Origin of the sequence: Desulfoscipio geothermicus DSM 3669, assembly GCF_900115975.1 — a bacterium.
Lineage (GTDB): Bacteria > Bacillota > Desulfotomaculia > Desulfotomaculales > Desulfallaceae > Desulfoscipio > Desulfoscipio geothermicus.
Window position 1 is genome coordinate 13,073 of record NZ_FOYM01000005.1, and the last position, 26,466, is coordinate 39,538.

At 52.3% G+C, this 26,466-nt stretch carries 22 protein-coding genes, 4 tRNA genes and 1 other annotated feature; of the genes, 25 read left to right on the forward strand and 1 reads right to left on the reverse strand.

The window, feature by feature from the left end:
• Positions 1–135 precede the first annotated feature (135 nt).
• The 17 genes from recO to BM299_RS04175 all read left to right on the forward strand — a co-directional run bounded on the left by recO (position 136) and on the right by BM299_RS04175 (position 16,122).
• Positions 136–897: a DNA repair protein RecO gene (gene recO / locus BM299_RS04090; RefSeq protein ID WP_092482199.1), complete on the forward strand. Its 762-nt coding sequence runs from the start codon at positions 136–138 to the stop codon at positions 895–897.
• 58 nt (positions 898–955) lie between these two features.
• On the forward strand, positions 956–1,417 hold the full coding sequence (locus BM299_RS04095; RefSeq protein ID WP_092482200.1) for a DUF4342 domain-containing protein: 462 nt from the start codon (positions 956–958) through the stop codon (positions 1,415–1,417).
• A gap of 60 nt (positions 1,418–1,477) precedes the next feature.
• Positions 1,478–1,695: a binding site (T-box leader), on the forward strand.
• A gap of 410 nt (positions 1,696–2,105) precedes the next feature.
• Positions 2,106–2,435: a tRNA-binding protein gene (locus BM299_RS04105; RefSeq protein ID WP_092482202.1), complete on the forward strand. Its 330-nt coding sequence runs from the start codon at positions 2,106–2,108 to the stop codon at positions 2,433–2,435.
• 409 nt (positions 2,436–2,844) lie between these two features.
• Complete coding sequence (gene glyQ / locus BM299_RS04110) at positions 2,845–3,726, forward strand: glycine--tRNA ligase subunit alpha (protein WP_092482203.1); 882 nt, start codon at positions 2,845–2,847, stop codon at positions 3,724–3,726.
• Positions 3,726–5,819: a glycine--tRNA ligase subunit beta gene (gene glyS / locus BM299_RS04115; protein WP_092482204.1), complete on the forward strand. Its 2,094-nt coding sequence runs from the start codon at positions 3,726–3,728 to the stop codon at positions 5,817–5,819. The genes glyQ and glyS overlap by 1 nt, the downstream gene beginning before the upstream one ends.
• A gap of 141 nt (positions 5,820–5,960) precedes the next feature.
• A complete protein-coding gene (gene ccpN, locus BM299_RS04120) occupies positions 5,961–6,602 on the forward strand; it encodes a transcriptional regulator CcpN (RefSeq protein WP_092482205.1) in 642 nt (213 codons plus the stop codon).
• A gap of 13 nt (positions 6,603–6,615) precedes the next feature.
• Positions 6,616–7,455, forward strand: coding sequence for a pyruvate, water dikinase regulatory protein (locus BM299_RS04125; protein ID WP_207545127.1), 840 nt, complete (start codon positions 6,616–6,618; stop codon positions 7,453–7,455).
• The gene (gene ppdK, locus BM299_RS04130) at positions 7,442–10,087 is read left to right on the forward strand and encodes a pyruvate, phosphate dikinase (protein ID WP_092482207.1); all 2,646 of its coding nucleotides are present in this window, start codon (positions 7,442–7,444) and stop codon (positions 10,085–10,087) included. The genes BM299_RS04125 and ppdK overlap by 14 nt, the downstream gene beginning before the upstream one ends.
• Before the next feature lie 241 nt (positions 10,088–10,328).
• Entirely contained in the window at positions 10,329–10,895 is a 567-nt protein-coding gene (gene thpR, locus BM299_RS04135) for an RNA 2',3'-cyclic phosphodiesterase (RefSeq protein WP_092482208.1), read from the forward strand.
• Between the two features lie 144 nt (positions 10,896–11,039).
• The gene (locus tag BM299_RS04140; RefSeq protein ID WP_092482209.1) at positions 11,040–11,654 is read left to right on the forward strand and encodes a flavodoxin family protein; all 615 of its coding nucleotides are present in this window, start codon (positions 11,040–11,042) and stop codon (positions 11,652–11,654) included.
• Between the two features lie 77 nt (positions 11,655–11,731).
• Complete coding sequence (locus tag BM299_RS04145; RefSeq protein ID WP_092482210.1) at positions 11,732–12,745, forward strand: deoxyguanosinetriphosphate triphosphohydrolase; 1,014 nt, start codon at positions 11,732–11,734, stop codon at positions 12,743–12,745.
• A gap of 73 nt (positions 12,746–12,818) precedes the next feature.
• Positions 12,819–14,675, forward strand: coding sequence for a DNA primase (dnaG, locus tag BM299_RS04150; RefSeq protein ID WP_092482211.1), 1,857 nt, complete (start codon positions 12,819–12,821; stop codon positions 14,673–14,675).
• Positions 14,620–15,720 (forward strand): RNA polymerase sigma factor RpoD, encoded by a 1,101-nt coding sequence (gene rpoD, locus BM299_RS04155; protein ID WP_092482212.1) that lies wholly within the window; start codon positions 14,620–14,622, stop codon positions 15,718–15,720. Before dnaG ends, rpoD begins: the two co-directional genes overlap by 56 nt.
• Before the next feature lie 66 nt (positions 15,721–15,786).
• Positions 15,787–15,861, forward strand: a tRNA-Asn gene (locus BM299_RS04160).
• An 8-nt stretch (positions 15,862–15,869) separates the two neighbouring features.
• Positions 15,870–15,944, forward strand: a tRNA-Ile gene (locus tag BM299_RS04165).
• 23 nt (positions 15,945–15,967) lie between these two features.
• Positions 15,968–16,043: transfer RNA gene (locus BM299_RS04170), tRNA-Glu, on the forward strand.
• A gap of 3 nt (positions 16,044–16,046) precedes the next feature.
• Positions 16,047–16,122, forward strand: a tRNA-Val gene (locus BM299_RS04175).
• Positions 16,123–16,370: 248 nt separating this feature from the next.
• On the opposite strand, the gene BM299_RS04180 is transcribed toward BM299_RS04175, so the two are convergent.
• A complete protein-coding gene (locus tag BM299_RS04180) occupies positions 16,371–17,006 on the reverse strand; it encodes an HD-GYP domain-containing protein (RefSeq protein ID WP_092482213.1) in 636 nt (211 codons plus the stop codon).
• Positions 17,007–17,426: 420 nt separating this feature from the next.
• Between BM299_RS04180 and BM299_RS20385 the strand changes: the two genes are divergently transcribed.
• The 8 genes from BM299_RS20385 to BM299_RS04220 all read left to right on the forward strand — a co-directional run bounded on the left by BM299_RS20385 (position 17,427) and on the right by BM299_RS04220 (position 26,455).
• Positions 17,427–17,603, forward strand: a complete 177-nt coding sequence (locus BM299_RS20385; RefSeq protein WP_425429466.1) for an HPP family protein — start codon at positions 17,427–17,429, stop codon at positions 17,601–17,603.
• A 426-nt stretch (positions 17,604–18,029) separates the two neighbouring features.
• Positions 18,030–19,043 (forward strand): alpha-hydroxy-acid oxidizing protein, encoded by a 1,014-nt coding sequence (locus BM299_RS04190; protein WP_092482215.1) that lies wholly within the window; start codon positions 18,030–18,032, stop codon positions 19,041–19,043.
• A gap of 179 nt (positions 19,044–19,222) precedes the next feature.
• Complete coding sequence (locus BM299_RS04195) at positions 19,223–20,905, forward strand: L-lactate permease (protein WP_092482216.1); 1,683 nt, start codon at positions 19,223–19,225, stop codon at positions 20,903–20,905.
• 41 nt (positions 20,906–20,946) lie between these two features.
• Positions 20,947–21,519 (forward strand): LutC/YkgG family protein, encoded by a 573-nt coding sequence (locus tag BM299_RS04200; protein ID WP_092482217.1) that lies wholly within the window; start codon positions 20,947–20,949, stop codon positions 21,517–21,519.
• A complete protein-coding gene (gene ldhH / locus BM299_RS04205) occupies positions 21,512–23,680 on the forward strand; it encodes an L-lactate dehydrogenase (quinone) large subunit LdhH (RefSeq protein ID WP_092482218.1) in 2,169 nt (722 codons plus the stop codon). The genes BM299_RS04200 and ldhH overlap by 8 nt, the downstream gene beginning before the upstream one ends.
• Positions 23,681–23,780: 100 nt before the next feature.
• The gene (locus BM299_RS04210) at positions 23,781–24,497 is read left to right on the forward strand and encodes a FadR/GntR family transcriptional regulator (RefSeq protein WP_092482219.1); all 717 of its coding nucleotides are present in this window, start codon (positions 23,781–23,783) and stop codon (positions 24,495–24,497) included.
• 144 nt (positions 24,498–24,641) lie between these two features.
• Positions 24,642–25,451, forward strand: coding sequence for an electron transfer flavoprotein subunit beta/FixA family protein (locus BM299_RS04215; RefSeq protein WP_092482220.1), 810 nt, complete (start codon positions 24,642–24,644; stop codon positions 25,449–25,451).
• Positions 25,448–26,455, forward strand: a complete 1,008-nt coding sequence (locus BM299_RS04220; RefSeq protein ID WP_092482221.1) for an electron transfer flavoprotein subunit alpha/FixB family protein — start codon at positions 25,448–25,450, stop codon at positions 26,453–26,455. The genes BM299_RS04215 and BM299_RS04220 overlap by 4 nt, the downstream gene beginning before the upstream one ends.
• Positions 26,456–26,466: the final 11 nt, after the last annotated feature.

A 26,466-nucleotide genomic window follows, 5' to 3' on the forward strand; every position in this document is an offset into this window, starting at 1 on the left:
TCCATGATATTTCCGTTTTTTACTCCATTGCATGAGATTCCTCATTATAAACTGTTCAACAAAACGTAAACAATTCCCCCTGCAAAAATTGTTTTTCATCCGGGCATGTTATAATATTTATTGGGGGAAATACATATGAAGCTTTATAAAGTGCGTGCCGTAGTGCTTAATTCGCGGGCGATGTGCGATGCCGACCGCGTGCTGACCCTTTACGCGCAGGAAAACGGCAAGATCAGGGCGGTAGCCCACGGCGCGGCCAAGCCCACCAGCCGCAAGCGGGGGGCGGTGCAGCCTTTTTCTTATACCTATTTTCTGCTGCGCCGGGGGCGGGAACTGGACAGCGTCAGCCAGTGCGAGGGTCTGGAAATTTTTCCCGGAATTTGGTCGGACCTGGACCGCATGACTTATGCCGGGCATGTCACCGAACTGGTGGACGGTCTAACGGCGGAAGGTGAACCCAACGGGGATATTTTTAAATTGCTGTTACACACCCTGCGGCTATTGGAAAACACTGTAGACGTGGAATTGACGCTGCGGTATTTTGAGCTGAGACTGGTTGCCTTGCTGGGTTATTTACCTTACCTGGAGGGCTGCGCCAATTGCGGCGGCGAAGCCTTTGACCCGCGCGCCCGTTTTAGCGCCGCGGCGGGCGGTCTGGTTTGCCCGCAATGTTCCCGGGGGGCCGGGGAAATCCCCTGTACCAAAGAAACCGTGGCGGTTATGAAAATGCTCCTCCACTGGGACGCGGGAAAAATCAACAGGATACGCGTCTCACAATCATCCCGCGCCGAAATGCGCTGTATTATGCGGGAATATTTGCAATGGCACATGGAAAAGCGCTCCCGGTCGCTATATTTTATGGAAAGACTTCATGCCTACAGACCCAACGGCGTATAATTTGGCTGCCCCAGAGGTTAAATTATTTCGTAGTATTAATTTTAAGGGGGTAGTGTAAATGCATGATGAACTGGAGAAAATTGACTTGATAAGAAACAGAACCGGCATCTCTTACCGGGAAGCCAAGAAAGTTCTGGAAGAGGCCGAGGGTGATGTGGTACAGGCGTTAATAAACCTGGAAGAAAAAGACAAGCAGTTTTCCGAAAAAATGCAGGGCCGCGCCCAGGATATCTGGGAAAATCTAAAAGGGATGCTGCACCGGGGCCAGGAAACCAAGATCAAAATCAAGCAGGGAGACCGTACCGTGTTTGAAATGCCCGCCACGGTGGGTGCGGTGGGCATTCTGGCTGCACTGGCCAGCAGCGAATTGGCGGTGCTGGGCGCGTTGGGTACGGCTACCGCCATGGCCAAAAAGTATACGCTGGAGATAGATCGCGGTGAAAAGGGCGAAGAGCCAGATAAAAAGCCCGCGGAACAAGACGGCGATACTTTCACATTTAAGAACCCGCCGCTGCAGTAACAGTAATATAATTGACTTTAGGGGCCAAATTTGATAAATTTGTCTGGAGAAAATAAAATCGATCTGGCAATGAGGGAAAGAGTAACCGGGGGATAATCTTGCAGAGAGCCGGCGGGTGGTGCGAGCCGGCAGATGGCCCTGGCGAAAGGGGTTCCCGAGCCGCAGGAGGAAAGCCGGCGTACCGGCCGGTCAGTAAAACCTGCACTTCTAAGAGGTGGGCCGCCGCTTACGGTGGTCAACAAGGGTGGAACCGCGGGATTAAACCTCCCGTCCCTTGCTTCACGCAGGGGCGGGGGGTTTTCATATTTGAATGCGCCGCCAGCGCGGCACCATCAGGGGATGAAAATCGTGCAGGTCGGGTTGTTCCCCGCTGCGTTCAAAATCTCCGCGTCGACGGGACTAAGGTTCGCTTCGGGCCGAATTTGGCGGTCCTGCATAATGCGCAGAGCGGGTAGTTATACTTGGTTATTTATTAACAGTCGCTTCCTCTTTTCAAGACATGCCGGTGGTTTCTGCGCGATTCGTCCCGCCAATTCGGCAACCTCAGCTTCACCAAGTCCCGTTACCGACGCTCCGATACATCACTTGCGGGGAGCAACCCGCCTCGCACCGAACATACTATTTCAGGGTAGACCCAGCGCTATTGTATTAAAAACCGGCGGGGGAAGAAAAGGCAGGGAGTGATTATATGGCAACGATAGACGATTTCACCAAAATTGACATGCGGGTGGGCAAAGTCGTGGCGGCGGAAGAATTTCCCGAGGCCCGCAAGCCCGCCTATAAACTGACCATTGACTTCGGCTCGCTGGGCTTGAAAAAATCCAGCGCCCAAATCACGCACCTTTACAAACCCGAAGAATTGGTGGGTCGCCTGGTGGTGGCGGTGGTCAACTTTCCGCCGCGGCAAATCGGCCCGTTTATATCCGAGGTGTTGGTCATGGGCTGCGACAACGACCGGGGCGAGGTGGTCCTCTTGCAGCCCGACCGGGAAGTACCCCTCGGTCAGAGGATTTACTAACTTAAAGAAGACGGAATTCAGAATGGATTTAACATATACATTTCTGAAGGCAGAAGAGTAGAACAAAGAAATGCTGGTAAATATTCACCAAAACATTTGACTACTGTGGCATTGCCCATAAGCGAACGACTTGCGTAGCGCCGGTAACAGCACCCGGAAAAAGCTTTTAGGTAACCGGATAGCGGCACGAAACCAGCGGTTCAATAACAGTTTGCAGTTAAACAGATGAGCTTTAAAGTAAAGTCTATATGTCAGGAATATGAAAAATATACCGCGCCGCCTTTGCAGCGCCGCTAATCCGGTCCGAAGCAAGGCGTGGTGCTGTCGGCGCGACGCACTGGAGTGAGCGTTGGGCGTAACCAACCAAGGAAAAAAATATTTCCTCAATAAAAGGAGGCTGTCGCTGAATATGAATTTCCAGGAACTGATTCATGCCCTGAATGCCTTCTGGGCCGGGCAAAACTGCATCATTCAACAGCCCTACGATGTGGAAAAGGGCGCCGGTACCATGAACCCGGCCACATTTTTACGGGCGTTGGGGCCCGAGCCCTGGCGGGTGGCTTATGTGGAGCCTTCCCGGCGGCCCACGGACGGCCGGTACGGTGAAAACCCCAACCGCTTGCAGCACTACTACCAGTACCAAGTAATCCTCAAACCATCGCCGGACGACGTGGTGGATATTTACCTGGAAAGCCTCAAAGCCATCGGCATTGACCCGCGCAAGCACGATATCCGCTTCGTGGAAGACAACTGGGAATCGCCCACCCTGGGCGCCTGGGGTCTGGGTTGGGAGGTCTGGCTGGACGGCATGGAAATTACCCAGTTCACCTATTTCCAACAGTGCGGCGGTATCGACTGCCATCCGGTCAGCGCGGAGATTACCTATGGCCTGGAACGCCTGGCCATGTACATACAAGAAAAGGACAGCGTATTTGACATTGAATGGGTGAACGGTATTAGCTACGGCGATGTACACCACCGCGGGGAAGTGGAACACTCCCGTTACAACTTCGAAGACGCCGACACCGATATGTTATTTAAGCTTTTTGACATTTACGAGCGCGAGGCCGAGCGGGTGGTGGAAACAGGGCTGGTGCTGCCGGCCTATGACTACGTGCTGAAAAGCTCGCATACATTTAACTTGCTGGACGCCCGGGGCGCCATTAGCGTAACCGAGCGGACCGGATACATTCACCGGGTGCGCAACCTGGCCCGGGCCTGCGCGCAAAAATACGTGGAACAGCGGGAAAGTATGGGTTATCCCTTGTTGAAGAAGGAGGGGGCTAAATAATGGCCAGGGATTTTTTGCTGGAAATTGGTGTGGAGGAACTGCCGGCCCGTTTTCTGGACCCGGCATTGGAGCAGCTGTGGAAAAACACTGAGCAGGCCATGCTGGAGAGCAGGCTGGCTTACGGGGAAATAATCACTTGCGGCACCCCCCGCAGGATAACGGTATTTGTCCGGGGGATGGCGGAAAAACAGGAACCATTGGTCCAGGAAGTAAAGGGCCCGGCCGTCAAGGTGGCCTTTAACGCTGCAGGTGAGCCGACCCGGGCCGCCCTGGGCTTTGCCAGGAGCAACAAGGTCAAGGTGGAGGACCTGGTGCGCAAGTCAGTGGGCCCGGTAGAGTACGTATTTGCCGTGAAAAGAGAGGAAGGGCGCCCGGCCGTGGAAGTTTTGGCCGAAATAGCACCCGGATTGGTCACCGGCCTGCATTTCCCCAAGCCCATGCGGTGGGGCGACCTGGAGATGCGGTTTGCACGCCCCATCCGCTGGCTGGTCTGCCTGTACGGCAAGCAGGTGGTGCCCTTTACCATGGCCGGGCTGCAGGCAGACCGTTATACATACGGCCACCGCTTTCTTTCCGGCGGAAGGCAGGAAATTGCCGGGGCCGGTGCCTACTTTGACGTGATGCGTGAAGTGTATGTAATAGTTGACGTTAACGAGCGCAAAGAAATTATCCGCCGGCAGTTAGCCGAGGCCGCCGCCCGGGAAGGCGGGCGGGTGGAAATCGACGCCGGCTTGCTGGACGAGGTGACCAATATTGTGGAATACCCCGCTGCTTTGTGCGGCAGTTTTGACGACAGTTTTTTGCAGATGCCCGAGGAGGTTTTGATTACGCCCATGCGGGAACACCAGCGTTATTTCCCGGTGCGGGGCGAAGACGGGCGTCTGCTGCCCCGGTTCGTGGCTGTCAGCAATAACGGCCCTGATGCGGAAAGCCTGGCCATTATCCGGGCCGGGAATGAAAAAGTCCTGCGGGCCCGTCTTTCGGACGCCGCTTTTTTCTGGCAGGAAGACCTGAAAACGCCGCTGGCGGATAGGGTGGAAGGCCTGAAAAAAGTGGTGTTCCAAGAAAGACTGGGTACAGTTTACGACAAGGTGGAGCGCGTGACCGCCCTGGCAGATTTTTTGGCTGGGCAACTGGGAGCGAACGTGGAGGAGCAGGGCGATATAACGCGGGCCGCCTACCTGGCCAAGGCGGACCTTTTGACCAACATGGTTTATGAATTCCCCGAATTGCAGGGGATAATGGGCCGGGAATACGCCCTGCGTTCCGGTGAACCGCAGCAGGTGGCCCAGGCTGTCTACGAGCACTATCTGCCCCGGTTTGCGGGCGACGAACTGCCCCAAACACTGCCGGGCAAGATTTTAAGTATTGCCGATAAAATAGACACCCTGGTGGGGTGCTTTACCGTGGGCATCCAACCCACCGGGTCCCAGGACCCTTACGCCCTGCGGCGCCAGGCCCTGGGGGTTTGCCACATTATTATTGACGGCGGGCTGGTGCTTTCCCTACAAGAAATGATCAACCGGGCATATAGCGGCTATGCGGGCTGGGTGGCAGCGCAACTGTCGTCGGCAGAGGTGATAGCTGAACTGGAGGAATTTTTCCGGCAGCGCCTGCGGGGCCTGTTCATGGAGCGGGGCTTGCCTTACGATACGGTGGACGCCGTTCTGACCGCCGGTTTTGACGACGTTTCCGGCACCTGGCTGCGGGGCCGGGCGTTGGAACAATTCCGCGCCGACCCGGCCTTTGACGCGCTGCTGACGGCGTTTACCAGGGCGTATAATCTGAGTAAAAAAGCGGAAAGCGAGCGGGTGGACCCGGCGTTGTTTGCATCGGCGGCGGAGGAAGAACTGTACCGGTCTTACCGGGAAGTGTCCGCGTTCGCCGGTGCCGCCATCGAGGCCAGGGAATACGGGACGGCGCTGGCCGGAATAGCCAGGCTGCAAAAGCCGGTGGACCGGTTTTTTAATGAAGTCATGGTTATGGTGGAGGACGAGCGGGTCAGAGACAACCGGTTGGCCCTTTTGAAAAAGGTCGCCGACCTTGGCGGCGGCGTGGCGGATTTGACCAAAATAGTTACCCATAATAAATAATTTATACTAAATATGTTATAAAATAATTTATTATTATTTTATAACCAAGAAAGAGGAAATTTAAAGTGCGCATATAATATATATTATTTATAGGGGTCAATATAAATAGTATGACATACTTGCTCTGTAAGGGGCGATGATATGGAACTTACCAAAAGACAGGAAGCCATCCTGGACATAGTAAAAAAGGAAGGGCCCATTACAGGTGAACAAATTGCCGAGCGGCTGAACCTTACCAGAGCCACCCTGCGTCCGGACATGGCTATTTTAACCATGTCCGGCATGCTGGAAGCGCGCCCCCGGGTGGGCTACTACTACAGTGGTAAAAAGCCGGGCCGCGTGCTGGCCGAAAAGCTGCACCGGATTTTGGTGGGCGATGTTAAATCCGTACCCGTGGTGGTATCCGAACAGTGCACTATTTATGACGCCGTGGTAACCATGTTTATTGAAGACGTGGGCACTATGTTCGTAGTTCGGGAAGGGGGTTTTTTGGAAGGGGTAATTTCCCGAAAGGACCTTTTGAAAACCACCCTGGGCGGACAGGATATACACAAGCTTCCTGTGGGAGTAATCATGACCAGAATGCCGAATATTATTTATGCGGAGCCCGACGAGTCGGTCTGGGAAGCGGCACGGAAGTTGATCATGCACGAAGTGGACGCTCTGCCGGTGGTGCGGCCGGTCAACAATGAAAACGGCGCAGCAGACCTTGAGGTTATCGGCAGGTTGAGCAAAACCAATGTGACCAGGCTGTTCGTCGAACTGGGCGAAGGCAACGATTAAGGAGGCGGTTTCCATTTCCGCGGAAAAAAATAAACAAAGACCGATTATCTATATTATTTCTGATTCTATCGGTGAAACGGCGGAATTGGTGGCCAGGGCGGCGGCCAGCCAGTTCAACGGCGGCGGTGTGGACATCCGCCGGGTTCCCTATGTCAACGACCCCTCGGAAATACCGGAAATAGTGGAAGAAGCCAGCAATTATCACAGTTTGATAGCCTATACGCTGGTGCTGCCCGAACTCAGGGAAACCTTGATCCGGGAGGCGCAAGAGCACAATATATTGACGGTGGATATAATGACCCCCATGCTGGACGCCCTGACTAAGTTGGAGGGGGGGGTGCCCAAACTGGAGCCGGGGCTGGTGCGCAAGATGGACCAGGAGTATTTTCGCAAGGTGGAAGCCATTGAATTTGCTGTTAAGTACGATGACGGGAAGGACCCCCGGGGTATTTTGCGGGCGGACATAGTGGTCATCGGAGTCAGCCGCACCTCCAAGACCCCGTTATGCATGTACCTGGCCCACAAGCGCATTAAAGCGGCCAATGTGCCCCTCGTACCTGAGGTAGCCCCGCCGGAGGAAATATTCAATATGCCGCCGCACAAGTTAATCGGCCTGACCATCCGTCCCAGCCAGCTTAATGAAATCCGGCGGGAACGTTTGAAGTCGCTGGGTTTGACCTCCAATGCCGATTATGCCAGCATGGAACGCATTTTAAAGGAGCTGGATTACGCCGAAAATATCATGAAAAGAGCCGGTTGCTCAATTATTGATGTCACCAACAAGGCAGTTGAAGAAACCGCCAGCAGGGTGCTGGAACTTTATTACAGGGGTGAGAGACATGGTAAATCATAAGTGGGTTTATACCTTTGAGGAAGGCCGGGCGGACATGAAAGACCTGCTTGGCGGCAAGGGCGCCAATTTGGCGGAAATGACCAATATCGGGTTGCCGGTTCCTCCCGGCATTATTATCACCACAGAGGCCTGCAATCAGTTTTACGTGGAAAACAGGCAGTTCCCCCCGGGAATGGAGGAACAGGTACGGGAGAAAATTAAAACCCTGGAGGCGAAGACCGGCAAGCGTTTCGGCGACCCCGAGAACCCGCTGCTGGTGAGCGTTCGGTCCGGCGCCCCGATTTCCATGCCCGGCATGATGGATACTGTGTTGAACCTGGGTCTGAACGACGAAACCGTGCAGGGGTTGGCCCGGGCAGCCGGTGACCGGCGGTTTGCCATGGATTGTTACCGCCGCTTTTTAAATATGTTCGGCGATGTTGTGCTGGGTATTGAACACGTCAAGTTTGAGCGCGTCCTGGAAACACATAAGGAACAATGTGGAGTTAATTTTGATAACCAGTTGACTGCCGAACAATGGCAATACGTGGTTGAGGAATACAAAAAAATTATAGAACGGGAAACCGGTAATCCTTTTCCCCAGGATCCCATGGAGCAGTTGTTTAATGCTGTTTACGCCGTTTTCAATTCCTGGAACAACGACCGGGCCATCGTTTACCGCAAGGTAAACAAGATTGCCGATACACTGGGCACCGCAGTCAACGTGCAGGTGATGGTGTTCGGCAACCTGGGCAACGATTGCGGCACCGGGGTGGCTTTCACCCGCAACCCGTCCACCGGTGCCAGCGAGCTTTACGGCGAATACCTGATTAACGCTCAGGGTGAGGATGTGGTGGCCGGCATCAGAACGCCGCAGCCCATTGCCACCTTGCAAGAGGAAATGCCCGACGTATACCGGCAGTTTGCCGAAACCTGCACCCTGCTGGAGAAACATTACAAGAACATGCAGGATATTGAATTTACCATTGAGCGTGGCAAGCTGTATATGCTGCAGACCCGCAACGGCAAACGCACCGCCCAGGCGGCCATAAAAATAGCCGTGGACATGGTCAACGAGGGGCTGATCAGCCGGGAAGAAGCCGTCATGCGGGTGGAACCGGCGCACCTGGATCACCTGTTGCACCGCCGCATCGACCCCAATGTCAACCTGGAGGTATTTGCCAAAGGACTGCCGGCTTCGCCGGGCGCCGCTTCGGGTAAGGTTGTCTTTGACGCCGACGAGGCTGAAAAAATGGGCCAGGAAGGGCAAAAAGTGATCCTGGTACGCACCGAAACCACGCCGGACGATATCCACGGCATCGTGCAGGCGCAGGGTATCTTGACTTCCCGGGGCGGTATGACCAGCCACGCCGCCGTGGTGGCCCGCGGCATGGGTAAGCCTTGCGTCTGCGGCTGTGAAGCGATCCGGATTGATTACGATAATGAAGAATTCATGGTTGGGGGATTAACTGTCAAAAAAGGCGATATTATTTCCATTGATGGGGCCACCGGGCAGGTCATGCTGGGCGAGGTTTCCATGATCGACCCCGAACTGAGCGCGGAATTCCAGCAACTGTTGGAATGGGCCGATGAAATTCGTGCCCTGGGCGTGCGGGCCAATGCCGATACGCCGGCTGACGCCGCCAAAGCGCGGGAATTCGGGGCCGAGGGCATCGGCCTGACCCGCACCGAGCACATGTTCATGGCCCAGGACCGCCTGCCCATTGTGCAGGAGATGATTCTGGCCGCCACGGAAGAGGAAAGACAAAAAGCCCTGGATAGGCTGCTGCCTATGCAAGAGGAAGATTTCTACGGCATATTGAAAGCCATGGAAGGTTTGCCGGTGACCATTCGCCTCCTGGACCCGCCGCTGCACGAGTTTTTGCCCAACGCGGAAGAACTCATGGTGGAAATCAACACCCTGCGCCTGACGGGCGGTGACGCCGGGGAATTGCAGGAAAAGGAAGAATTGCTTAGGAAAGTACGGGCCCTGTCCGAATTCAACCCCATGCTGGGGCACCGGGGCTGCCGGCTGGGCATTACATTCCCGGAAGTTTACGCCATGCAGGCCCGGGCTATCTTCCAGGCCGTGGTGCGCCTGGTCCGGGAAGGCTGTAAGGTAATCCCCGAGGTGGAAATACCACTGGTAATTGAACAAAACGAGCTGGCCTTCCTACGTGAGGTCGTGGAAAAAACTGCCGAAGACGTGATGCGGGAGACCGGTGTCCGGTTTGAATACACCGTGGGCACGATGATTGAAGTACCCCGGGCGGCGCTGTTGGCTGGCGAAATCGCCCGGGTGGCTGAATTCTTCTCCTTCGGGACCAATGACCTAACCCAGACCACCCTGGGATTCAGCCGGGACGATGCCGAGGGCAAGTTCTTAAATGAATACGTGGAGAAAAAAATATTAAAGGATAACCCCTTTGTTGTGCTGGACCGCAAGGGGGTGGGCAAACTGATGCAAATGGCCGTGCAGGCGGGCAGAAGCGTCAAGCCCGACCTCCTGGTGGGTATTTGCGGCGAGCACGGCGGGGAACCATCCTCCATTGAATTCTGCCACCTGACGGGATTGAATTATGTGAGCTGCTCACCCTTCCGGGTGCCCATAGCCCGGCTGGCGGCGGCCCAGGCCAAGGTGAAAAACGGTTAAGTTAAAGTTAAAGAGGGCTTGAAGCCCTCTTTAACTTTAGAATTCAGAACACAGAAGTCAGAACAGCGATTAAGAAATTCTGATTTCTGACTCCTGAGTTCTGTATTCTAAAGTTAATTTCTTGTTAACAAAAAGGGAATTAGGAAAAAATATAGAAATACATTTATATTCTATAAACAGGGATACACGCCGTTAAAATATTACAGAAAGGTATTACAAAGTAGGTTGGCGGGTGTGGCAAATGCGTCTTTTTTGGGCCGTCAATTTGCCGGATGACTTGAAACGCAAGCTTTCCGGTTTGCAATCCCGTCTAAGGGAAACGCCGGCCAATGTGAAATGGGTGGAACAGCATAACCTTCATTTAACTATCCGGTTTCTGGGCGATGTTGATGCCGGGCGGGTTGACGAAATAACCCGGGTTGCGCGCGAGGCTGTGGCCGGGCTGGGCGGTTTTTCGCTTCAACTATCCGGCCTGGGGTTTTTCCCCGGACCGCATAAACCCCGGGTGGTTTGGGTTGGTGTGCAAGGCAATTTACTTAAGTTCCGCGAACTATATAACCGGATGGAAACCGGTATGGCCAAACTGGGTTTTTCCGGCGACGGCAAGCGTTTTTCGCCGCACTTGACCCTGGGGCGGGTGCGGGCGCCGCAGGCCAACGCTGAATTGCTGAGTAAAGCCGGGGATATTGCCGGTGAATTTGGCATTATAGGCGAGGTCAAGGTTGCCGCAGTAGATTTAATGGAGAGCAGGCTTACCCGAAAGGGGCCGGTATATACGGTGTTGAATACGCTGTATCTGTCTGATTGAGGAAAGGTATAAATCGCCGGGGGGTGCATAAATTGTATAAGTCCCCTCATGAAGCACGCACTCATTATAAAATGGATAGACGTCCGGAATTCATCCGGATAAAAGTTTTACTCAGCGTACTCTTATAGAAAGAGGGATCAAGTGATGTTGATTGTCGCTATTAACGGAAGTCCTAATCCGGAAGGCAACACGGCATATATGCTGCGGGCTGCATTGGAGGAGGTAAATGCCGCGGGGGCCGAAGGCCGCCTTATACAGTTATCCGAAATTCTCGCCCGGGTAAAAGTGCCTTACTGCCTGGCTTGTTCAAATCCTTGCGAGGGCAAGTGCTTCCGGGGTACGGCGCTGGATGAGGCTTATGGGTTGCTGCGCCGCTGTGACGGTATTATTATGGGCAGTCCTGTCTATTTCTGTACCGTTTCCGCCCAGTTGAAGGCCTTTTGGGATAAAACCCGGGCTCTCCGTAAGGATAAGGCGCTGTTGAATGTACCCGGCGGCGCCCTGTCGGTGGGCGCGGCGCGCTTCGGCGGTCAGGAGACCACCCTGCGGGCCATGCAGGACATGATGTTGTGTCAGGGTATGATTATTGTCGGCGATGGACATATGGACAACGATGCCGGGCACCTGGGCGCCAGCGCCCAGCGTATGGCCAGGGATGATCAGGACGGGACAGCCCGTTCCCGGATGCTGGCGCGGCGGGTTTTGGAAGTGGCCCGGGCCACAGTGGAGCTGCGCGCGCACCGAATGCAAGGCAAATAAGCTATTGCCTTGATCCCCCGCCGGCTGGCTCAGGCTTCGGGGGGTCAATTATTTTGGGGTTGAAGAGGTGAGCCGGGGTGGATTTTCGCCTGTACACCGAGGCTATGGAAGAAAAACTCCTTTCCCCCTATGCCGCCCGCAGCAGCCGGACGGTGGGGCGCCGTTATCCCGAGGAACATTGCCGGGTCAGAACGGCCTTTCAACGAGACCGGGACCGGATCATCCATTCCAAGTCATTTCGCCGTCTGAAACACAAAACCCAGGTATTTATTATCCCCGAGGGCGACCATTACCGCACCAGGCTAACCCATACCCTGGAAGTGGCCCAGATTGCCCGGACGGTGGCCCGGGCGCTGCGCTTGAATGAAGATCTTACCGAGGCTATCGCCCTGGGGCACGACCTGGGCCACACCCCCTTCGGCCACGCCGGGGAAAGCGCGTTGAATGAAATAATGACGGACGGTTTCAAGCACAACCGGCAAAGCCTGCGGGTGGTGGAGGAACTGGAAGGGGGCCGGGGCCTCAACCTGACCTGGGAGGTATGCGATGGTATTTTACATCATACCGGGCCGGTCCGCCCATCCACCCTGGAGGGACAGATTGTAAAGATTGCCGACCGGGTGGCTTACATCAATCACGATATCGACGACGCCATCAGGGGCGGTATATTAAAGGCCGGCGACCTGCCCCCATTTTGCCTGGAAGTTTTGGGCACGGAGCACCGCACCAGAATCAACAACATGGTAATGGACCTGATTGAAAATAGCTTGGATAAGCCTCTAATCAGTATGAGCAGTCGGGTGCAGGAAGCCACCGGCAAATTGAGGGACTTTCTCTTTGATCATGTGTATATTGACTCCGAGGCCAAAGGGGAGGAAGGTAAAGCCCGGCATGTGGTGCAGTATCTCTTTGCCTACTGGGCCAGGCATCCCGGGGACCTCCCTGCGGAACACCGTGAAAGGGCGAAAACAGTGGGGGTGGAGCGGGCGGTATGCGACTATATCGCCGGCATGACCGACCGCTATGCCATAGCTCAGTTCAAGGCGCTGTTCATCCCCCGGTCCTTCGCTATACCGGAAACCGGCGGGTGACAAAAAAATGTCGAAACCGGAAGGATAATTTATAGTGGCAGCGAATAAATGTTAAACGACGGGCGGTGGTTATATGGGCGGGTATATACCGGAAGAAATACTGGAGAATATTCGGTTGCGCGCCGATATCGTTCAAGTCATATCCGAATACGTCAACCTGCAAAAAAAAGGTAAAAATTACGTTGGTCCCTGCCCTTTCCACCAGGAATCCGACCCGTCATTTACGGTTACGCCGGATAAACAAATTTTTTATTGCTTCGGCTGCAACAAAGGGGGCAATGTTTTCAAATTTATCATGTTGCAGCACAACCTATCCTTTCCCGAAGCGGTAAGGTTGCTGGGGGAGAGGGTGGGAGTGGCGGTTCCGGACGGGTACAGTCCCCGGGTGCGGGCGCGCCTGCGCCGGGAAGAAAAGGCCTGGAAAATCAATGCCCTGGCCGGGGACTATTTTCACTCGTTGCTGCTGCGACACCCGGCGGCGGCCAAAGCCAGGGAATACCTGGCCGGGCGCGGCCTTACACCGGAAATAATCCGGGATTTCAACCTTGGATATGCCCTGCCGGCCTGGGATGACCTGATTAAATTCATGCAGGGCAAGGGCGTAGGCATTCAGGATCTTCTGGAAGTGGGCCTAGCTGTCGAAGGGGAGCGCAAAGCTTACGACCGTTTCCGAGACCGTTTGATGTTTCCGATTTGTGACAGCCGCGGGAGGGTGGTCGGTTTCGGGGGCCGGGTGCTGGGCGAGGGCGTGCCCAAGTATTTAAATACGGCGGAAACAGCCTATTTCAGCAAGAGCAAAATTCTTTACGGCCTGAACCGGGCCAGGTCGTATATGCGCGAACTGGGCTATGCCATCATCACCGAGGGTTATATGGATACCATTGCCGCTCACCAGTTCGGTATCTCCAACGCCGTGGCTTCGCTGGGCACCAGCTTGACCCAAGAACACGGGCGGTTGTTAATGAATTATACCAGGGAAGTTATCATTGCTTATGATGCTGACGCCGCCGGGGTTGCGGCGGCGGTGCGGGGTCTGGATATACTGCAGCAGCAGGGCTTCAGGGTCAGAGTGCTGGCATTGCCGGAAGGCAAGGACCCTGATGAGTTTTTGAGGGCCCGCGGCCCGGAGGCCTGGAAACGTCAGGTGGAAAACGCCGTCTCGCTGGTGGAATATAAACTGCAGGTGGCACTGGAAAAATATAAAAACGCACCGTCCGGCAAGGAGGCCGTGCTGGAAGAAGTTTTACCCACTCTGGCGGTCATCAACGGGGAACTGGAAAAAAACGAGGCAGTCAAACTGGTGGCTGCCAGGTTATACACCAGTTACCACGTGGTGGCTGAAGAACTCCGTAAATTTACTGATAACCAGCGAAAAAAAGCGACAAATCCGGATAAAATTGTTAAAAATAAGCATAATATTAATATTAGAAAAAATGTGGTTGATTTCGGGGAAAGGGCTGAATATGGTTTATTAAGGTTGATGTTGGAAGATACCGATACCATTAATATTATTACCGATACATTGCCGGGAAATTTCTTCAAGAATTCATTTTGCCGCGGAGTTTTTGCAAAAATGCTGGAAATAGTTCGGCAATCGCCTGCGAATACATTATCTGTTTTGCTGGACTACCTGGATGATGAATACCAGCAAAGACTCAGCGCTTTATTAATGGAACCCCTGCCCGGAGACAACCTGGAAGAAATGCTGCATGGTTTCATATCGGCCATTAAAAGACGGCAGCTCATGGAATACCGTCATGAGTTGCAGACTGCACTGACCGGCGCAGAAAAATCAGGTAACCTGGAAGAAATAATACGCATTTTGCGTGAAATAGATCTCACTGATAAAACCCTGAAGGGAGGGAAGTGTTGCAATGAGGGAAGACACCAACAAAAAACAGCTCATACAGGATGTCAAAGAATTAATTGAAAAGGGCAAAAAACAGGGATCCCTGACATACAATGAGGTCATGGACAGCTTACAAGGTATAGATCTTACTCCCGAACAAATTGATGACGTATATGAAAAGTTAGCCGGAATGGGTATTGAGGTGGTCCCTGAGAACCAGGATATAGAAATGAACCAGCCTTCCCTGGAAGGTGACAACGAGGAAGTTGAACTGGATTTAACCGTCCCCGAGGGCGTTGGTATAGATGACCCTGTACGCATGTACTTGAAAGAAATCGGGCGGGTACCCCTGCTTACGCCGGAAGAGGAAGTGGATCTGGCCAAGCGCATGGAACAGGGCGATGAGGAAGCCAAGCGCCGTTTGGCGGAGGCCAATTTGCGCCTGGTGGTCAGCATTGCCAAGCGCTATGTGGGAAGAGGCATGCTTTTCCTGGATCTGATCCAGGAAGGAAACCTGGGCTTGATAAAAGCGGTGGAAAAATTTGATTACCGCAAAGGGTATAAATTCAGCACTTATGCCACCTGGTGGATTCGGCAGGCTATCACCAGGGCCATTGCCGACCAGGCCCGAACTATCCGTATACCGGTACACATGGTGGAAACCATTAATAAATTAATCAGGGTGAGCAGACAGTTGTTGCAGGAACTGGGACGTGAACCGAGCCCCGAGGAGATTGCACGGGAAATGGGCATTTCGGAGGAAAAGGTACGGGAAATATTGAAAATCGCCCAGGAGCCTGTTTCGCTGGAAACCCCCATTGGCGAGGAAGAGGATTCGCACCTGGGCGATTTCATTGAAGACCATGATGCCCGGGCACCGGCTGAAGAAGCGTCCTTCACCTTGCTCCGGGAACAATTGGATGATGTGCTGGAAACCTTGACCGACAGGGAGCAAAAGGTATTGCGCTTGCGTTTCGGTCTGGATGACGGTCGGGCGCGGACCCTGGAGGAAGTGGGACAGAAATTCGGCGTCACCCGGGAGCGCATCCGGCAGATCGAAGCCAAAACGCTCCGGAAACTGCGTCATCCCAGCCGTAGCAAGAAACTCAAAGATTACCTGGACTAGCAAAAATTAATGCACATATTATATTGACCATGGGGTTGGTTTGTTGTATAATAACTGCTGTAGCGTTCCTCGATAGCTCAACGGTAGAGCATCCGGCTGTTAACCGGAGGGTTGCTGGTTCGAATCCAGCTCGGGGAGCCAATTTCTCCGGGCCCATAGCTCAACGGTAGAGCATCCGGCTCATAACCGGCTGGTTCTAGGTTCGAATCCTAGTGGGCCCACCATGAGTAGTATTCATAACAAACATGGCCCCATGGTCAAGTGGCCTAAGACACCGCCCTTTCACGGCGGTAACCCGGGTTCGAATCCCGGTGGGGTCACCACTTGGGCGATTAGCTCAGTTGGGAGAGCGCCTGCCTTACAAGCAGGATGTCGGCGGTTCAAGTCCGTCATCGCCCACCAAATAAATCTAAGGCCTCCGGTTTCCCGGAGGCTTTATGTACGGCGAGGGTACAGGCTGCTTTTTCGTTCTTTGAAAAAGTATTCTGTACCCTTTTCCTTATGAATGTTAGCGCACTACAGTACGTTCTCCCGGTTTGCATTAACAAAATCAACTCCCGCCGGCGGTCGGTACCCTATACGCGGAATTTTTTTGAATAGTTTTATCTAATTATTCAGATGCAATTTTCCCTACTTCTTGCCGCTCCCTTTTATCTTTTTGAAATCAAGCCGTTGCCGATAAAGGTCCGTAAAGCAGATTCAAAATGACAGGACTTCGACATATCTTTCCGTTTCCAAAGGCAGCAAAATGCTTCCACAATCCGTGGATCGAACTGAGTGCCGGCACAGCGGCAGAGTTCTTCAATCGCCATTTGAAAAGAAATTTGCGGCCGGTAAAAGCGGTAGGATGTCATGGCATCAAAACTGTCAACCACGGCTAAAAGGCGGGCTCCCAGGGGAATAGCCTCGCCTCGTAGTCCTTCGGGATATCCCTTACCATCGTACCGTTCATGATGGTACAGAGCTATGACGCTGATGTTTTTCATTTCCGGTATAGTCGAAAGAATCTCATAGCTAAACACCGGATGTTTTTTTATCTCCTGCCATTCTTCTTCAGTAAGTTTGCACGCTTTAAATAAATAGGAGTCGGGAATGCCCAGCTTGCCAATATCATGAAGTAAACCGGCCAGGTAAATATGTTTTTGCTCTTTGCCGGACATACCCAACTCTTTGGCCAGCATCAATGCGTGGAACGCCACCCGCTGGGAATGCTGGGAAGCGACTTTAAAACGGGCCTCCTGGATTCTAAAAAACGTCCTGGCAGCGTGAATTAATGTAGATTTCATATCACACCTCGGAAAAACAAGAAAAAAAGACGGGCGAAAAAGAAGAAACACTAGGATATGAATTAAGTGGTGGGGAACGAAGAAGAAAAAAGCAATAGGTTATAAAAAAGCATAAAAATATATTATTACATATTTTCAAATATTTAACAATTTTAGTATATTTACCCCCCCCCGTACGAACATATGTTTGCCATAAAACATTTGTTTAATCATTTCTCCCATAATAAAAACCTTAAATAATGAAATTTAGTAATATAATTACATGAAGTATTTAAAATTTCCTCTAATTCGACTAAATTTCGCATTATTTTTAATGATCCTTTTGGGCACGGCGGAGCTATGCCATAGGCCGTTGGGTATGTATACAAGAAAGAAATTTCAACAGGTAAAATTGAAGCTATTACAAGTTCCGATTTTGCTATTAACAGGAACGTTGCACCCACCTGCGGGGCGACTTTATGTACAGCTGTAATTAGCGGATCTGACATAATGTTTATGCTGTTTCCTATTGCGGCAGGTTCAATGCTACTGGTAATTATAGCAATTTTGGTTATAAATTTGGTCCCTGGTAGGGAATATCCTTCCTATTGGTGGTGATTGATAGCTTAAGAGGCCATAGGCCAAAGGAGTTGATGACAGGCTTTATCATAAACAAAGATTATACCTGTACCTGAGCTGCAAATCTAAAACAGCTATCTGTGAGTTTTTATCGATGCAATGTGTAAGTTGTATCAGTCTGATTTTTCACAGATTCAAAGGAACCAATTTAATCAGTTTAATTAAACGGGTCGTGGATCACGGTGGCCCTTTTGCCCACCTCGTTGGCCTTAAAGAGCATATTCTAAGGGTATTTTACAAATGAACTAACTGTCAGTGGAATATTAGTATAAAAATAGTGGATAATTTATTAAAATTTTTAATTGCAAAGCAGGACTTTGTAAAAATATATAGAATCTTATAATAATTAGTGGTCATGCCAGCAGCACAGTGGGTCTTAAATATAATTAAACCGGAGGAAAAACAGTGAACTTGAAGGTAATTCGAGAAGAAGCCAGGAAAAAGCTTAAAGGATATTGCAGGGTCTGTCCCGTGTGTGACGGGCGGGCCTGTTCCGGCGAAGTGCCGGGTATGGGGGGCGCAGGAACAGGCTATGGATTCAGGGCCAACCTGGAGGCGCTGGCAAAATACCGGTTGAATCTGCGTACTTTACACGATGCCAAGGACCCTCAAACGCACTGCCAAATATTTGGTCTGTCACTGAAAACGCCGGTGTTGGCCGCTCCTATAACCGGTACCACATATAACATGGGCGGCGCTATATCTGAACGTGAATTTATAGGCATGGTCATTTCCGGCAGCAAGTCGGCCGGCAGTCTGGGTTTTTCAGGTGACGGTGCCGACACCACCATGTATGATGCCGGCGTGGAGGCAGTGGCTGCGGAAAAGGGATGGGGCATACCGGTTATAAAGCCGCGGGAACAACACGAGGTAATTGAACGAGTCCGCCGGGCCGAAGCATCCGGCGCAGTGGCGGTGGGCATGGATGTGGACGGCGCCGGTCTGGTAACCATGGCTTTAAAGGGACAACCCGTCGGGCCGAAAAACCCCGGAGAACTGCGCGAAATTATTTCAGCCACCAGGCTGCCCTTTATTGTCAAAGGGATTATGACTGCTGATGAAGCCAGATTTGCCGTTGACGCGGGCGCTGCCGCCATTGTGGTTTCCAACCACGGTGGGCGTATTTTGGACCATACCCCCGGCGCAGCGGAAGTTTTACCGGAAATTGCAGCCGAGGTTAAAGGTCGAGTAGTTATTCTTGCTGACGGTGGAGTGCGTTCCGGCGTTGACGTGCTAAAACTATTGGCTTTGGGCGCCGATGCGGTGTTGATTGGACGACCGCTGGTCGTAGGGGCGTTTGGCGGCGGCGTAGAGGGAGTGCGGCAGGTCATCGTAAATTTAACTGAAGAATTGAAACAGGCTATGATTCTTACCGGTTGTACTTCCCTCAAGGACATAACAAAGAAAGTAATACGTTAATAACGTTGACTTTTGTTAATTGAATTTTTTTTAAATAACTGGTATGACCAGCAGAACATTAAAACATAAGTCCTTTGATCCGAAAGGGGGTGAAAGTTATGCTTGGATAATTTATGTGATATGCCATTATAAAAAGTCTCCTTAATTAGTCAATTCAACAAAAGGGAGGAACTGATCGTATGGGTATTATAGGTATGGCGCTGGTGGCCTTTATACCGATTTTATTCACCATTGTGATGATGACGGTATTTTCCTGGCCGGCTAAAAAGGTGATGCCTTTTGCCTGGGCTATAGCCGCTATAATTGCATTATTCGTCTGGGGTATGGAGCCGGTGCGCGTAGCGGCATCCACTCTTTACGGTTTTTTATCGGCCTTTAATATTCTAATTATAATTTTTGGCGCCATTCTTATTCTAAATACTTTAAAAAAAAGCGGTGCTATGGCTACCATTAACCGCGGTTTTTATGGAATTACCCCGGACCGCCGCATACAGGCCATAATTATAGGTTGGATGTTCGGCTCCTTCATCGAGGGGGCGGCAGGTTTCGGCACCCCCGCCGCTTTGGCCGGTCCCCTGATGGTAGGGCTGGGATTTCCGCCCCTGGCAGCGGCCATGGTGGCACTGATATTTGACAGCACTTCTGTAAGTTTCGGCGCCGTAGGTACGCCGGTTATCGGCGGTGTAGGCGCGGTGATGAAATCCACGGTGGCGGAACAACTGGGTGAAGGGGCGTTCCTGCCATTCTTAAAGCAAGTGGGCCTGTGGACCGCCATTCCCCACGCCTTAGTGGGCACTTTTCTGCCCTTGCTGGCCATCTGTATGCTGACCGCTTTCTTCGGTCCCAGGGAAAAACGCTCCGTGAAGTACGGCCTGGCGGCAGCGCCTTTCGCCATATTTGCCGGATTGTGCTTTACTGTGCCGTATATCATTACCGCCGCTCTGCTGGGCCCGGAATTTCCCTCCCTGGTGGGTGCGCTGATTGGACTTCCCGTTGTTTTGTTGGCCGCCTCCAAAGGATTTTTGGTGCCGAAGGACAAGTGGGAATTTCCGGCCAGGGGACAGTGGGAAGATAACTGGAAAGGTGTGGCCGAAGCCGGCGCTGAAGAGCAAAGTAATATGCCCCTTTGGCTGGCCTGGACTCCGTATGTGCTGATAGCTTTAATCCTAGTGGTAACCAGAATACCGGAATTCGGAATGAAAGGGCTGTTGGCCGGGCAAATGGTAACCTGGTCGAACATTTTAGGTTCAGGCATAAATTATTCATTAAAGTACCTGTACCTGCCCGGAACCATTCCCTTTACCCTGGTGGCCATTATTACAATCTTCTTGCACAAAATGCCCGGTTCCAAGGTTAAAGAAGCCTGGGGAGCCACCTTTAAACAAATGACCGGCCCGGCTCTCGCCCTGTTCTTCGCCGTGGCCATGGTACAGGTGATGGTGCAATCCAGCGTAAATCTTAAAGGAATTGACGGCATGATGATTACCATGTCCAAGGCCACCGCCATGATGGTCGGGAGCGCCTGGCCCCTGGTATCGCCCTTTGTGGGTATCCTGGGAGCGTTCATGTCCGGTTCCAATACCGTTTCCAACGTTTTATTCTCCCAGTTCCAGTTTGGGGTAGCCACCCAGCTGGGTCAACCCGGAGTTGTAACGCTGGCCCTGCAAAATATCGGCGGTGCCATCGGCAATATGGTTTGCGTGCATAACGTGGTGGCCGCTTGCGCTACTGTGGGACTGACCGGAGTAGAAGGGGTCATTATTCGTAGAAATCTTATACCCACTGTTATTTATGCGCTGGCGGTGGGGATCTTCGGGTTGGTTGTCATCTACGGCGGATTTGCTGCCGGCACCTTGCTTTAGGTGCCAAATATTACATCGCCCCTGAGAAAGGTTGACTATATATGGGCAAAAAAGATATTGACCGGTTGTACAATGTTTTTAAAGAACAGGCGGAAGCTGTTTCCGCCCGGGTTTACCGGGTCAAAGACCCGCGTGACGCCGGCAGGCGTTTGACCCAAATATTTCAAGAATTAAATGTTTCCAATGTGATAACCGCCCAATCCGATCTCTTAAGGGAATGTCTTGGTGCTGCCGACACCGGCAAAGTAACCGTGTATGCCGAAAATCTGCGGGAGCACTCAGAAGATGCTCACCTGGGGTTGTCCGAAGCGGATCTGGCCATTGCCGAAACCGGCACCCTGGTGCAGGACAGCACGGCTTTGGAGCAGCGGCTGGTTTCAACGCTGCCGCCGGTGCATGTGGCACTGGTACGCACCGGCCGGCTGGTGGAGCATTTCGTTGACGCCTTAGAGCAATTAAACCATGAAAGGGCTGAACTGCCGGGCTATATAGCCTTTATTTCCGGGCCCAGCCGAACCGCCGACATTGAGCGGGTTCTGACCATCGGGGTACACGGCCCGGAACAGTTGCACATTATTTTTGTTGACCGGCCGGGGGGTGAACAGGTTGAGTGAAAAGGAAGGCTTGAAAAACAACGTTAGGGAAGCACTGGCTAACGAGAATCTGCGCGGTGCGCTGGGCCGTTTCGGTGATGCTTATATCGGTGCAAGGGAAAATGCGTATGCCGGCAAGGACTTCCAGGAATTGCGGGGGCAAATTGCCGCCATTAAAGGTGCTGCCGCCCAAAATATGGAGGAACTGGCGCGCAGGTTCGCTGAATCCGCCAGGTCCCGCGGCGCTAAAGTTTACCGGGCCCGCACCGCCCAAGAAGCCAGGGATTACATCAAAAAACTGGCCGAAGAAAAAGGGGTGCGGAAAATTGTCAAATCCAAGTCCATGGCCAGTGAAGAAATTCATTTGAACGAATATTTAAACCAACACGGCATGGAATCAGTGGAAACCGACCTGGGCGAGTGGATTTTACAATTATCCGGGCAAAAGCCTTCCCATATGGTGATGCCGGCCATCCATATGACCCGGGGGGAAGTGGCGGATGTGTTTTCGGAGGAAGTTAAGCGGCAGCTGTCTTCTGATATTCCGGAACTGGTGCGGGTGGCCCGGGAGCAACTGCGCAAAAAATTCCTGGCAGCGGAAATGGGCATATCGGGTGCCAACATTGCCGTGGCGGAAACAGGCACCATCGTAATTGTTACCAATGAAGGCAATGCCCGGCTTACAACCACTTTGCCGCCGGTACATGTAGCTGTTGTAGGCATGGAAAAACTGGTGGAAAAATTCGCTGACGTGAAGCCCATTCTGGAGGCCCTGCCCCGCAGCGCCACGGGTCAAAAAATAACCAGTTACGTAACCATGATCACCGGGCCTACGCCGGCGGCGTACCCGGATGGCTCAGTTCGGGATAAGGAATTGCATATTATCTTGCTCGATAACGGCCGTACTTCCATGCAGTCCGATCCGGTGTTCAAAGAGGCGCTGCAGTGCATACGCTGCGCCTCCTGCCTTAATGTCTGCCCGGTATTTCAGCTGGTGGGCGGTCATGTTTACGGTCACATATACACCGGCGGTATCGGCACTGTTCTAACTGCTTTCTTTAATGGTTTTCAAAAAGCCAGTGACATTCAGAATTTGTGTCTGGGGTGTGAACGCTGCAAGCGGTACTGTCCCGGAAATATAGACATACCCCGCTTAATCCGTGAATTGCGCCGGCGGGTGGTGGAGAATAACGGCCTGCCCGGAATGCCTAAATTCGTCCTGGAAAAGGTGCTGCCTAACCGCAAATTGTTTCATAACCTGATAAAAACCGCCAGGGCGGCCCAAAAACCCTTTCAAAAGGGAGCCATGGTTCGGCATCTGCCCATGTTTCTGGCCGGGCTTACAGAAGGACGAAGCCTGCCCGCTATCGCCGAAAAACCCTTCCGGGATATAGTTCTCACAGGCCACCGGCCACCGGCGACCGGCGACCAAACCAAGGTTGGTTTCTTTGCCGGCTGCCTTACCGACTTTGTTTACCCGCAACTGGGGGAGGCGGTACACAAGGTGTTGAGGCATATGGGTATGCGCATGACTTTCCCCGTGGAGCAAACCTGCTGTGGTGTGCCCGCCATTTACATGGGTTCCCGGAAAGCGGCGGCAGAACTGGCCCGCCGGAACATCGCCGCTTTTGAACGTGACGGGGTTGAGCACATTATTACCGCCTGTCCCACCTGCGCCCACGCCTTAAAGCATCAGTATGTCGAACTGTTGGATACGGATCCGGGCTGGCGGAAACGGGCTGAGTATTTTGCCGCCAAAGTAACACATTTCACGGCTTTTGTGGCAGAGAAATCCGATAACGGCGAACTGCCGGGGCTGCAACGGGGTAATATGCGGATTACTTACCACGATTCCTGCCATATGAAAGGATGCCTGGGCATTACGGAAGAGCCGCGGGCGTTGCTGAGTGCCGCCGGGCTGCAACTGGCGGAGATGGAGGGTTCCGACAGGTGCTGCGGCTTTGGTGGTTCATATTCGATTAAATTTCCGGAAATATCCCGGCGCATTTTGGATAAAAAATTGGCCGCCATTGAAGCGACAGGGGCGCAAATGCTGGCTTTGGACTGCCCCGGGTGCTTATTGCAGCTCAGCGGTGGATTGGACAGCCGGGGTAAGGCGCTGCCTGTCAAGCATACCGCGGAAATTCTGGCCCAACAGATAGCCGGCAGCGGCAAAAGTTAAACAGCGATTGTAATAAAGTCCTGTCCCCTAAAACACCGAACCAGGTAAATGTGCTATAATTATTAAAGTGTATGTAGCTGGAAGCGGGGAGGGGGCATTTATGGAATTTAAACCGATTAAAACAAAAAAAATATATGAAGAGATTATTGACCAGGTCAAGGCCATGATTGGCAGCGGCACCTTGCGACCCGGCGACAGGCTGATGTCCGAGAGGGAACTGGCCGAGAAATTACAGGTGGGCCGCTCCGCTGTGCGGGAAGCCTTCCGGGTTATGGAAGCCATGGGTATCTTGAAAATTAAACCCGGTGAAGGCACCTATATCAGTGAACAGAGTGTGGAATCATTGGTTAGTTCCTTTTCACCGGTGCTGCTGGCTGACCGTGAAAACGCCAGGGAATTTATGGAACTGCGCAGAATCCTGGAAGTGGAAGCTGCGGGTCTGGCCGCGCAGCGCCGCAGCCCCGAACAACTTGAGGCCATCCGCCAAGCCCTTGAGCAAGTGCAGCATGACGTCGAACAGGGTAATTTGGGCGGGGAAGCGGACCTGCGGTTTCATTTTGCCATTGCCGAGGCCGCCCGCAACTCTTTTCTCCTGAAACTGATGAATACCGTCGGCGATATTATGAGCCGCGTTTTATCGGCAGTCCTGCATATACTGTATCAGAATCCGGATAACCCGCCGCGCATTATAATGGAGCACCGGGCCATTTATACCGCTATTAAAAATGGCGACCCCGCAGGCGCCCGCCGGGCAATGCTGGAACACTTGACAAATGCCGAAAAATACGTATTTAGCAACATTGAGGCGAATAAATAAATTTAAAAGTAATGTTCAAGGCAATCCAGGCAGGGAAAACCACCAATTTTGAAGAAACGGTATTTGTTTTTTAAACTGGTCATACCACTGGGCCATCAAGTGGTATGCACAATTAATTTTAATTAGTCTACGGAGGTGTTAAAAATGAATATTGTTGCGTTAGTAAAACAGGTTCCGGGAACGGACAATGTTAAAATGAATCCCGAGACCGGAACCATGGTCAGAACGGGAAAGGATAATGTCATCAATCCCCTTGATGAAAATGCCCTGACGGAAGCCCTGCGGATAAAACAACAAACAACCGGCACAACGGTTACCGCAGTTTCCATGGGTCCGCAGACTGCTGAAAAAGCCTTGAAAGAGGCCATCGCCCTCGGTGCCGACGAGGGGATACTTCTTTCTTCGCGGGCTTTTGCCGGAGCCGATACGATTGCCACGGCCAGGGTACTGGCTGCTGCCGTAAAAAAACTGGAAAATGTGAGCATGATTTTGTGCGGTGAAAGGGCCACGGACGGTGAAACGGGACAAACGGGCCCCATGGTGGCGGCGATGCTGGGCATTCCCGTGGTAACATTTGTCAAGGAAATAAATGTAGGGGAAAATACAGCCATTGTTATCAGAATAGTGGAAAACGGTTATGAAAAGGTAGAAATTCCATATCCCTTTATGGCCACAGTAGTCAAGGATATCAATGAACCGGGATTTCCTACCTTATCCGGCAAAGTGCAAGCCAGGGAAACCCTGGTTAAAGTGTGGAGCGAAGAAGAATTGGGACTACCGAAAAACGAACTGGGGTTGACCGGTTCACCCACCAGGGTAGTGAAAATTTTCAGTCCGAAACTAGCCAGGGACACGCGGATTCTTAAACATGACGGTTCGGGGAATGCCGTGGGGATACTGGTGAAATTACTGCAGGAAAAAAAAAGAAATTGTATAAAGGGGTGCGGTAAATGAATACGCAGGCTTATAAAGGTGTTATGGTTATAGCTGAACTGGTGGATAATCAGATTCACCAAACAACTTACGAATTATTAAACTGGGGCCGGGGGCTGGCCGACAAGCTGGGCTGTGATCTTTCCTGCGCGGTGCTGGGGAGCGATGTTCGGGGATTGAATGAAATTATTTATCGGGGAGCCGATAAGGTATATAATGTTAATTCCCCGTCTTTGGAAAAATTTTTGGCCAAGCCTTTTACCAGTGCCCTTACCAGGCTTATTGCGGAAGAAAAACCTGAAATCATAGTGGCTGCGGCCACTACCACCGGTAGAACAATCATGCCCATGGCGGCTGCCGAACTGGGCACCGGGTTGACTGCCGACTGCACTGTTCTCGATATTGACCCGGAGGAAAAAATTCTTTTACAAACCCGGCCCGCCATTGGAGGTAATATCATGGCCACCATCAAGACGCCCCGCCACAGGCCGCAAATGGCCACTGTAAGGCCCAGGTCAACCAGGCAGGCCGGGAGGGATTCTTCCCGCCGGGGAGAAATAATTGAAAAAAAATATGAACCTGTTCTATTCTCTACTTCCGAAAAATTTATTGAGTTTATAATAGACACCACCCAGAATGTAAATATTCAGGACGCGGATATTGTCGTAGCCGGCGGTAAAGGTTTAAAAAACCGGGACGGCTTTAAACTGGTGGAAGAGTTGGCCGGGGTTTTAGGCGCCGGCGTGGGCGCATCCAGGGAGGCTGTAGACCTCGGTTGGGTGTCTTATCCCCACCAGATTGGCCTGAGCGGGAAAACTGTTGCGCCAAAACTTTATGTGGCTGTGGGCATATCCGGCAAAATTCAGCACTTGGCCGGTATGCAAACTGCTGAATTTGTTGTGGCTATCAATAATGATCCCGATGCGCAGATTTTTAAAGTGGCCGATGTGGGGATAGTGGGAGATGCTTGGGAAGTGGTGCCCGAATTCGTGGACGCGATTAAAAAAATAAAGGCTTGTGCTTGAGAAGGAGGAGT

Bases quoted from the DNA above. Each gene is read 5' to 3' on its own strand.
- BM299_RS04215 (WP_092482220.1), top strand. From the start codon at position 24,642: ATGAATATTGTTGCGTTAGTAAAACAGGTTCCGGGAACGGACAATGTT.
- dnaG (WP_092482211.1), top strand. From the start codon at position 12,819: ATGGGCGGGTATATACCGGAAGAAATACTGGAGAATATTCGGTTGCGC.
- BM299_RS04220 (WP_092482221.1), top strand. From the start codon at position 25,448: ATGAATACGCAGGCTTATAAAGGTGTTATGGTTATAGCTGAACTGGTG.
- BM299_RS04200 (WP_092482217.1), top strand. From the start codon at position 20,947: ATGGGCAAAAAAGATATTGACCGGTTGTACAATGTTTTTAAAGAACAG.
- BM299_RS04105 (WP_092482202.1), top strand. From the start codon at position 2,106: ATGGCAACGATAGACGATTTCACCAAAATTGACATGCGGGTGGGCAAA.
- glyS (WP_092482204.1), top strand. From the start codon at position 3,726: ATGGCCAGGGATTTTTTGCTGGAAATTGGTGTGGAGGAACTGCCGGCC.
- rpoD (WP_092482212.1), top strand. From the start codon at position 14,620: ATGAGGGAAGACACCAACAAAAAACAGCTCATACAGGATGTCAAAGAA.
- BM299_RS04195 (WP_092482216.1), top strand. From the start codon at position 19,223: ATGGGTATTATAGGTATGGCGCTGGTGGCCTTTATACCGATTTTATTC.
- glyQ (WP_092482203.1), top strand. From the start codon at position 2,845: ATGAATTTCCAGGAACTGATTCATGCCCTGAATGCCTTCTGGGCCGGG.
- BM299_RS04180 (WP_092482213.1), bottom strand. From the start codon at position 17,006: ATGAAATCTACATTAATTCACGCTGCCAGGACGTTTTTTAGAATCCAG.
- BM299_RS04140 (WP_092482209.1), top strand. From the start codon at position 11,040: ATGTTGATTGTCGCTATTAACGGAAGTCCTAATCCGGAAGGCAACACG.
- recO (WP_092482199.1), top strand. From the start codon at position 136: ATGAAGCTTTATAAAGTGCGTGCCGTAGTGCTTAATTCGCGGGCGATG.
- BM299_RS04210 (WP_092482219.1), top strand. From the start codon at position 23,781: ATGGAATTTAAACCGATTAAAACAAAAAAAATATATGAAGAGATTATT.
- ccpN (WP_092482205.1), top strand. From the start codon at position 5,961: ATGGAACTTACCAAAAGACAGGAAGCCATCCTGGACATAGTAAAAAAG.
- ppdK (WP_092482207.1), top strand. From the start codon at position 7,442: ATGGTAAATCATAAGTGGGTTTATACCTTTGAGGAAGGCCGGGCGGAC.
- thpR (WP_092482208.1), top strand. From the start codon at position 10,329: ATGCGTCTTTTTTGGGCCGTCAATTTGCCGGATGACTTGAAACGCAAG.
- BM299_RS04095 (WP_092482200.1), top strand. From the start codon at position 956: ATGCATGATGAACTGGAGAAAATTGACTTGATAAGAAACAGAACCGGC.